The 7,598-nt window shown below is 69.6% G+C and carries 8 protein-coding genes; 2 read left to right on the top strand and 6 right to left on the bottom strand.

Annotated elements, in window-relative coordinates; translation table 11 throughout:
- The 3 genes from A2790_RS03810 to sdhC form a co-directional block, all read right to left on the bottom strand.
- Window positions 1-434 (bottom strand): FAD-binding protein (locus tag A2790_RS03810; RefSeq protein WP_293387750.1); only part of this gene is annotated, 434 nt, incomplete at its 3' end.
- A 4-nt stretch (window positions 435-438) separates the two neighbouring features.
- Window positions 439-822: a succinate dehydrogenase, hydrophobic membrane anchor protein gene (gene sdhD / locus A2790_RS03805; RefSeq protein WP_293387748.1), complete on the bottom strand. Its 384-nt coding sequence runs from the start codon at window positions 820-822 to the stop codon at window positions 439-441.
- Between the two features lies 1 nt (window position 823).
- Window positions 824-1,195, bottom strand: a complete 372-nt coding sequence (gene sdhC, locus A2790_RS03800; protein ID WP_293387746.1) for a succinate dehydrogenase, cytochrome b556 subunit — start codon at window positions 1,193-1,195, stop codon at window positions 824-826.
- Between the two features lie 246 nt (window positions 1,196-1,441).
- Between sdhC and A2790_RS03795 the strand changes: the two genes are divergently transcribed.
- Entirely contained in the window at window positions 1,442-2,323 is an 882-nt protein-coding gene (locus A2790_RS03795; RefSeq protein ID WP_293387744.1) for a LysR substrate-binding domain-containing protein, read from the top strand.
- Between the two features lie 40 nt (window positions 2,324-2,363).
- Here A2790_RS03795 and A2790_RS03790 read toward each other — a convergent pair whose 3' ends face one another.
- The gene (locus tag A2790_RS03790; protein ID WP_293387742.1) at window positions 2,364-3,536 is read right to left on the bottom strand and encodes a serine hydrolase; all 1,173 of its coding nucleotides are present in this window, start codon (window positions 3,534-3,536) and stop codon (window positions 2,364-2,366) included.
- A gap of 263 nt (window positions 3,537-3,799) precedes the next feature.
- On the opposite strand from A2790_RS03790, the gene A2790_RS03785 reads away from it, so the two are divergent.
- Complete coding sequence (locus A2790_RS03785; RefSeq protein WP_293387740.1) at window positions 3,800-4,357, top strand: hypothetical protein; 558 nt, start codon at window positions 3,800-3,802, stop codon at window positions 4,355-4,357.
- 95 nt (window positions 4,358-4,452) lie between these two features.
- Here the strand turns inward: A2790_RS03785 and A2790_RS03780 are convergent, their stop codons facing one another.
- Window positions 4,453-6,546, bottom strand: a complete 2,094-nt coding sequence (locus tag A2790_RS03780; RefSeq protein ID WP_293387738.1) for a glycoside hydrolase family 65 protein — start codon at window positions 6,544-6,546, stop codon at window positions 4,453-4,455.
- 163 nt (window positions 6,547-6,709) lie between these two features.
- Window positions 6,710-7,285, bottom strand: coding sequence for an N-acetyltransferase (locus A2790_RS03775; protein WP_293387736.1), 576 nt, complete (start codon window positions 7,283-7,285; stop codon window positions 6,710-6,712).
- Window positions 7,286-7,598: the final 313 nt, after the last annotated feature.

Below are 7,598 nucleotides of genomic sequence, written 5' to 3'. Positions count from 1 at the left end.
CCGGTGCGGTCGGCCGCCGCGCAGGTGCGCTGGATCGGGGCCTCGCCGTAGTTCTTGGTCATGCCGCCGAAGGCGCGCTGGTAGATCTTGCCGTCGGCCGTCCGGCTGAACGGCACGCCCCAGTGCTCAAGCTCGTACACCGCGGCCGGCGCGTTGCGGCACAGGTATTCGATGGCGTCCTGGTCACCCAGCCAGTCCGACCCCTTGACGGTGTCGTACATGTGCCAGCGCCAGTCGTCCTCGCCCATGTTGCCCAGGGACGCGGAGATCCCGCCCTGCGCGGCGACGGTGTGCGATCGGGTCGGGAAGACCTTGGTGATGCAGGCCGTCTTCAGCCCGGCCTGGGCGCAGCCCAGCGCCGCGCGCAGGCCGGAGCCGCCGGCCCCGACCACCACCACGTCGAACTTGTGGTCGATGAATTCGTACGTCGCCATGGGTTCAGGCGCCCCCCAGCGCGACCTTGAGGATGGACATGATGGCCAGCGCGCCGGCGAGGCCGCAGACGAAGAGGTTGGCCAAGAGGCAGGCGGCCTTGTTCAGGTGGGAATAGACGTAGTCCTCGATGACCACGCGCAGGCCCGACTGCATGTGCATGAAGCTGATGCCCAGGGTCAGGACCATCAGCGTGGCGTTCACTGGGCTGCGGATCCACTCGACGGCCTCGTAGTAGTCCATGCGGGCCAGCAGGATGACGCTGTAGGCGCCCCAGACGACCAGCGGGACCAAGGCCACGGCGGCGACGCGCTCGGAGATCCAGTGGCCGACGCCGTGCTTGGCCGAGCCCAGGCCGCGGGCGGTGGAAAGGGGTGTGCGGAAGCTCATCTCAGAGCGCTCCGATCTGGAAGGCGATCGCCCAGGTGGCGAGGGTGGCCGCGACGGTGAAGCCGAACACGGCCCAGGCCGACGAGTTGGCGCTCTTGATGTCCAGGCCGTAGCCGAAGTCCCACACCAGGTGCCGGATGCCGTTGCCCAGGTGGTAGAAGACCGACAGCGTCATGCCGAACATGACGAACTTGCCCAGCGGCGAGCCCAGCACGGCCTTGAAGGTTTCGTAGGCCTCGGGCCCCGCGGCCAGCGAGACCGCCCAGGCGGCGGCGATCAGCCCGCCGAGGTAGAGCCCGACGCCGGTGACCCGGTGCAGGATCGAGGTGAGCATGGTGACGTGCCAGCGCCACACCTGCAGATGCGGCGACATGGGACGGTCGGCGGGACCGCGTGGAACGGTTGTCATCGAAGCGCCGTCGCCTCCCCAAAGCCTCAAGCCCCGCCGGTTTTAAGCGCCGGGCGGGGGGTGTCAACGAACGGTCGGAAAGTGACTGTTCGACTACAGGAAACCGGCTTGTTCAGGCCCGGTCGATCTTTCGCAAACGCCGAAGTCTCATGTCTCTGCCCTTGGGGGCAATGCGCGATCGGGTTAGTGTTCCTTCGCGAAAGGCGAAGGATGCGGTTCGATCTCACTGACCTGCGGCTGTTCTGCGACGTGTCTGACGCGGGTTCGATCACGGCGGGGGCGGAGCGCAGCGCGCTGGCCCTGGCGGCAGCCTCCACCCGGATCCGCAACGTGGAGGCGGTGCTGGGCGCCGCGCTGTTCACCCGCTCGCGCCAGGGGGTCACCCCGACGGCGGCCGGCCGCGCGTTCCTGAAGCACGCCCGCACGATCCTGGGCCAGGCGGCGCGGATGCGCGAGGACCTCTCGGCCTTCGCCGGCGGCCTGTCGGGCGAGGTGCGCCTCTTGGCCAACACCAACGCCCTGACCGAATTCCTGCCCGAGGCCCTCAGCTCGTTCCTGGCCGCCCATCCGCACGTCAGCGTCGACCTGGAGGAGCGGCTGTCGGACGAGATCGTCGGCCTGATCGCCGAGGGCGTGGGCGACGTGGGCATCGTGGCCGGCACCGTCGATGTGGGCGCCCTGCAGACCTATCCGTTCCGCTCGGACCGCTTCGTGGTGGTGGCGGCCACCGGCCATCCCCTGGCCGCGCGCGGGTCGGTCGCCTTCGCCGAGGTGCTCGACTACGACGTCGTGGGGCTGGAGCGGTCGAGCTCCCTACAGCGGTTCCTTACCGCCAAGGCCGCGCGCGAGGGCCGGCCCCTGAGGGCCCGGATCCAGCTCCGCAGCTTCGACGCGGTCTGCCGGATGGTGGAGTCGGGCGTCGGCATCGGCGTCGTGCCGCAGACGACGGCGGCGCGTGCGGCGCGGACCATGTCCCTCGCGACCATCGACCTGACCGACGACTGGGCGCTGCGCGAACTCACCATCGTGGTCCGGGCCGCGGACGAGCTGAGACCCTATGCGCGCGAGCTGGTGGAGAGCCTGCGAGCGTAGGGCGGGCGCCTGCCGCCGTCTACGCGGCCGATCCCGGCGCTTACCGGCGGCCGGCCGCCGCGCGGATGCCCTCGGCGACCGCGGCCTGCTCCCGCCACAACTCGTCCTCGTCGGCTTCGGGCCACGCCGAGTTGAAGACCACGACCATTCGATCGGCGGGGTAGACGTAGATCGCCTGGCCGAAGATGCCCTCGGCCGCGTAGCCGCCCGGGACCATCCACCAGAAGTAGCCGTAGCCGCCGTCGGGCGCGCCGTTGCGGATCTGGGGCGTGGTCGCCGCCTTCACCCAGCCGGGCGGGAGGATCCGGCGGTCGCCCACCACGCCGTCCTGCAGCATGAACAGGCCAAAGCGCCCGTAGTCGCGCAAGGTCATGGAGATGCAGCAGCCGCCGCGTTCGAGGCCGCTGCCGTCGACCATCCAGACGCCATCCTGCTCCATGCCCACCGGCCGCCAGATCTTCTCGGACAGGTATTCGGCGAGGGGCTTGCCGGTCGCCTTCTTCAGCAGGCCGGCGACGAGATCGGTCTCGCCGGTGTTGTAGTGGAAGCGTGCGCCCGGGGCATGATCGCGCGGCAGCTTGCCGAGGTAGTCGACGATCGGATTGGGGCCCGGCCGCGAGGCGGCCATGCCCATCTTCACGACATCGGAGCGCAGGTCGCCGTAGTCCTCGTTCCAGCGAACGCCGGAGCTCATCATCAGCATCTGCCGGATGCTGACTCCATCGTAGGCGCTGCCCTTCAATTCCGGCACGTAGTCGACGACCAGGTCGTCGATGGAGCGGATCTTGCCGTCCTGGATCGCGGCCCCGACCAGGCTGGAGGTGACGGACTTGGCGACTGAGAAGGAGGTCCAGCGGTCGCTGGCCGTGCGGCCCAGACCGTAGGCCTCCAGCACGACCCTGCCGTCCTTGATCGCCAGCAGGCCGGAGACGCGGCGCCGCTGCATGTAGTCCTGGAGGTCAATGGGCGTGCCTTCCACGGACACGCTGGCGCCGATGCGACGGCCGGCTGCCGGCAGGGGGCTGGTCCGATGCCCGCGCGAAATGACCTGGGTCCGGTAGATGGTCTCGACGGTGCGGAACCCGGCGGCCTGCTCGTCGCCCCGCCACAGGAGCAGGCTGGTGGCGCCCGGCTTGAGCGGAACCTGTGCGGCGGCTGGAGCCGCCAGCAGGGCGACGGCCCCGGCTACGGCGACGAGAAAGCCTGTCTTCACGCGATGTCCTTCTGTCCGGGTCGGCCGCGACGGCGGTGTCTCAGCATGCCGCGGCATCGACGCCGATGGGAAGCCAGATCGCACTGTCCCCTGCGGCGCGGGCGCTCCGAGCTCATCGTCATAGTCGTCCGGGCGGCGGCCAATCGGCCAATCGTATCGCGAGGCAGAGCTATAGCCTCGGCGCCTGACCGCTGCCCACGTCTGGCGACCTGGGCTAAAGCACGACGGCGGCGCGGTGTCGCGCCGGATTTCGGGAGCCAGGCATGGGTGTTAGGAACTTCCTGATCGAAGGGGTGTCTGGCGCCGGCAAGACGGCGGTCGCGACCGAGTTGCAGCGCCGCGGCTACCAAGCCGTCCACGGCGACCGGGAGCTTGCCTATCGCGGCGATCCGGAAACCGGCCATCCGGTCGTTCCTGAAACGGATCCGCCGACCGCGGCGTGGATCTCCGCGCATCACATCTGGGATGTCGGGAAGGTCAGGGCGTACATCGCCGACCAGGATGAGCCGCTCACGTTCTTCTGCGGCGGCTCTCGTAACCTCCAGAAGTTCATCGACCTGCTGGACGGGGTGTTCATCCTCGAGGTCGATCAGGAGACCATGAACCGTCGGATCGACGAACGCGTGGCCCGTGACCCCACAGACTTTGGCGGCACGCCCGACGAGCGAGATCTGATCGTGCATCTCCACGCGACGCAGGACCATGTCCCGAAAGCGGGTGTGCGCATCGACGCAACGGCGCCGCTCGCAACGGTCGTCGATGAGATCCTGGCAAGATGCGGGGCTAGGGGCCAAGGCGCCGGCGAAAACGCCCCGTCTTGAGGGTCCGCTCGCAGGCGTGACCACAAGGTCGCCGTCTGGCGCATGGCCGACCGCACCATCCTTCAGGTCGTCGGATCGTCCGGCTGTCTGGCCCCCTAGGCTTCGGGCGGCCGGTCTTCGAGCGGGGTGATCGTCGCCCGCGCGCCATGGCGGGCGGAGAGTGACATGGGCTGTCCGCCGAGCCAGAGCCGCTCGATCTCGATGCTGCGCCAGCCCTGGGGCAGGCTCGCGTCCCGCTCCAGCCAGTCGGCGGGCGCGCCCCCGCCGCACCGCAAGCCCGCAAACCCGAACAGCACGCCTGTGAGGAAGCCGCCGATGTTGGCAAAGAATGGGCCCGCCCGCGGCTGCTCGGGGAAGCGATCCGCCCGGTACTCCAACGTCTGAAGAAAGCGGCCCTGGATGAACTGGCCGTAGCCCTCGTCCAGGAGGCGCAGGGCCTGCCTGCGATCGCCGAGGCGCGCGGCCCACGCGCCGTAGAGCGCCGACAGCATCGGGCTGCCAATGTAGCTCTCGGCCTGCTCGAGGTAGAATTCCAGCGTTGCGGCCTCTTCGTCCGCGGACAGGGGATATCCGAAGGGAAAGATCCCCATGAGCGGGTCGGGCGTCCCACCCTTCTCCTCGTCCTTGCGGTAGCCGTCGTGCGAGATCACGACCGGGCCGCGGCGGGGCAGGATCATCCCCTCCGCAATCTCCGACCAGACGGGATCTGCGTCGCGACCGAGCCGCTCCGCTGCGGCGATCGCCTCGCGCAGGACCACGGCGGCCGCCATGTTGGTGAAGGCTGCATTCTCGACCGGCTGCTCGCGTTCGGCGATGCCCATGGATGCGCGGATCTCGTAGCCCTTGGCGGTTGGGGTCGCCCGCGAGGAAATCCAGTCCGCGACGCCGGACAGCACGGGCCAGGCCTCCGCGCGAAGGAACTCCTCGTCCCCCGTCAGCCACGCGTGCAGCGCGAAGGCGTGCGCCACGTCGAGGGAGACGTGATCCTCGTGCCAGGCCGCGGTTCCTGGGATCGGCGCGCTCTCCTCGCCGCTCCGCGGGGCGCTTTCCCAAGGAAACTGCAGGCCGCGCCGGCCGAACAGGCGCGCGTTGTGCCGCGCGCCCTCGAGGGATCGGCTGCGGTAGTCGAGAAGGCTGCGGGCGGCGTCGGGCTGCAGGAGGCAAAGCGGCGGGACGGCGAACGCCTCGATGTCCCACATCACGTGCCCGTAATAGTAGTGATAGTCGTGCCAGGTCGCCAAACCGAAGATCGAGGTCGAGGCAGGCGAGGCCCGGTGCGCCGAGCAGTTCAGGTAGAAGACCGCAGCGTCGGCCAGGGCCTGCCAGCGTTCCGAAGCGCCAACCAGTCGAATCCGACCCTTCCAGACCTCGCGCCAGACCTCGCTGTTGGCGGCGCGCAGGGCCTCAAATCCATCGTGCGCGGCCTTGGCCGCCAAGCGGGCGGCATGCTGGTCAGGCGCCGCATGCATCACGTCCGGAACCAGGCTGACGATCTGCCGGAGCCTTACCGCTCGTCCCGCACGGACCCGACCGCGGAACACCGAGTGAAACTGGCCGTACTGAAAGGCGGATCGCTCCGCCTCTCCGAAGTCGCCACCTTCGACCGTCGCGACATAGGCCAGGCCACAGGTGGAGAGTGCGCCCCCCGACTGCCAAAGCAGCGCGCCGTCGACCACGGGCCCCTCTTCGGGCGCCTCCCGGCTCTCCCGGATGAGGTGGCCGTCGGCGCCTCTGGCGTCGATGCTGGCGCGAAGTGCGATCTCGCCGCCCTGCGAAAGCGTGACGGCGATCTCCTGGCAGGCCAGGGTCGGATCGTGGCGGGAGCAGAAGGTCAGGACCTCGACGGCCGCTTCGCGGCCGCCCAGCGTCACCCGAAACCGGCTCCGCAATTCGCCGGATCCGAAATCGTAGTCCTGCTGCAGATCCGACACGGCGCTGTCGGCATCAGACAGCCAGGCCCCGCCCAGGCCGAGGTCCGCGGCGAGCGGATAGGGTGCGTTGGCGGCGGCCTCGATCCGCCGGACCGGGTGCTCGCCGCTGTAGCCGCTGATCAGCGCCATGCCGGCCCGCAAAGCCATGGGGCGGACGCGGAGTCCGATCAGGCCGTTGGCCACATAGGCCGGGAGCTCACCGCCGAGATCCCCATGCGCCGTCGGCGGATTGATCGGTCGGGATGAGGCGTCCGACATAGGTTGGCCCTTCGATGCGCGGATTGTCGACGCACCGACAACGCACGAGCCGTCGCGGAGTCACCGGCTTCGCTGAATGCGAAGCCGTGCCGCGCGAGCTCCGCGGTAGGCGACCGGTCGACGCTCGGGCCGCGCCCTTCGGCGCCGTCAGCGTGTCCGCCGGCTATGATCTGGCGGTGCGAAACATCGGGGTCAGGGGCGGAACGTCCTCGACCTCGATCCGGCCGACGACCTCGAAGCCGTGGCGCTCGTAGAGCGGAATGAGCGCGGGATTGGAGGCTTCGAGATAGGCGGGGGCGCCTTCCGCGTCGATGCGCGCCAGGGCGTGCCGCAGCAGGGTCGAGCCCACACCGCGGCCCTGCAGGCGCGGGTCCACGCCCAGGGTCCAGAGATACCAGTGCGGCGTGCTGGGATGATACTGCGCCATGGCCTGGCGCAGCGCCTGGGCGATCCGCTCCTCATCCTCCGTGCCCGGCATGTCGAGCGCGGCCATGCGCGCGGGATCGGCCTCCACGCCGGGCGCCAGCCAGATCGCCGCGCCTTCGAATCCCGGCGTCACGAAGACCGTCTCCTGCGCGAAGCCGGGCTCGCCCTGAGCCAGCACGACCTTCGGCCACCAATGGGCGTAGTCGCTCGCCTGCGGCCACCAGTAGCGCGTGACCGGATCGGTGGCGAAGGCCAGCGTCAGCGTGGCGAGGACGGCCGCTTCGTCGGCCGTGTCTGCGGTGCGGACGTCCATCGTCGAAACTCCGGCGCTAGCTGCGAGCGCGTCCGGCGGCCAGACGGCGCCGACGCAGGGGCCAGCCGTCATACCGGAAGTCTGCCGCTCGGACGATCAGGTGCGGGCGTGGGCGAGCTCAGGTGTGCGCGGCCCGGCAATCGTTATCCGGGGCCCGCGGCGTGGTCCACTTCCGGCCAAGTGTCCGTCCGCTTTGGGACCTGCTGCCAATGGGTGCTTTCGACCCTGTGTGGACGGCTCTCCGTCGGCAAGGGTGTTCTTGAGCTGTTGCAGAGCTGGTCGGTGCGGCCATGTGTTCGGCCTGTCGATGCGG

This window comes from Phenylobacterium sp. RIFCSPHIGHO2_01_FULL_69_31, assembly GCF_001824475.1.
Classification (GTDB): Bacteria; Pseudomonadota; Alphaproteobacteria; order Caulobacterales; family Caulobacteraceae; genus Phenylobacterium.
Note: the sequence above shows the minus strand (reverse complement) of the source record. Positions and strands in the feature narration are given on the sequence as shown.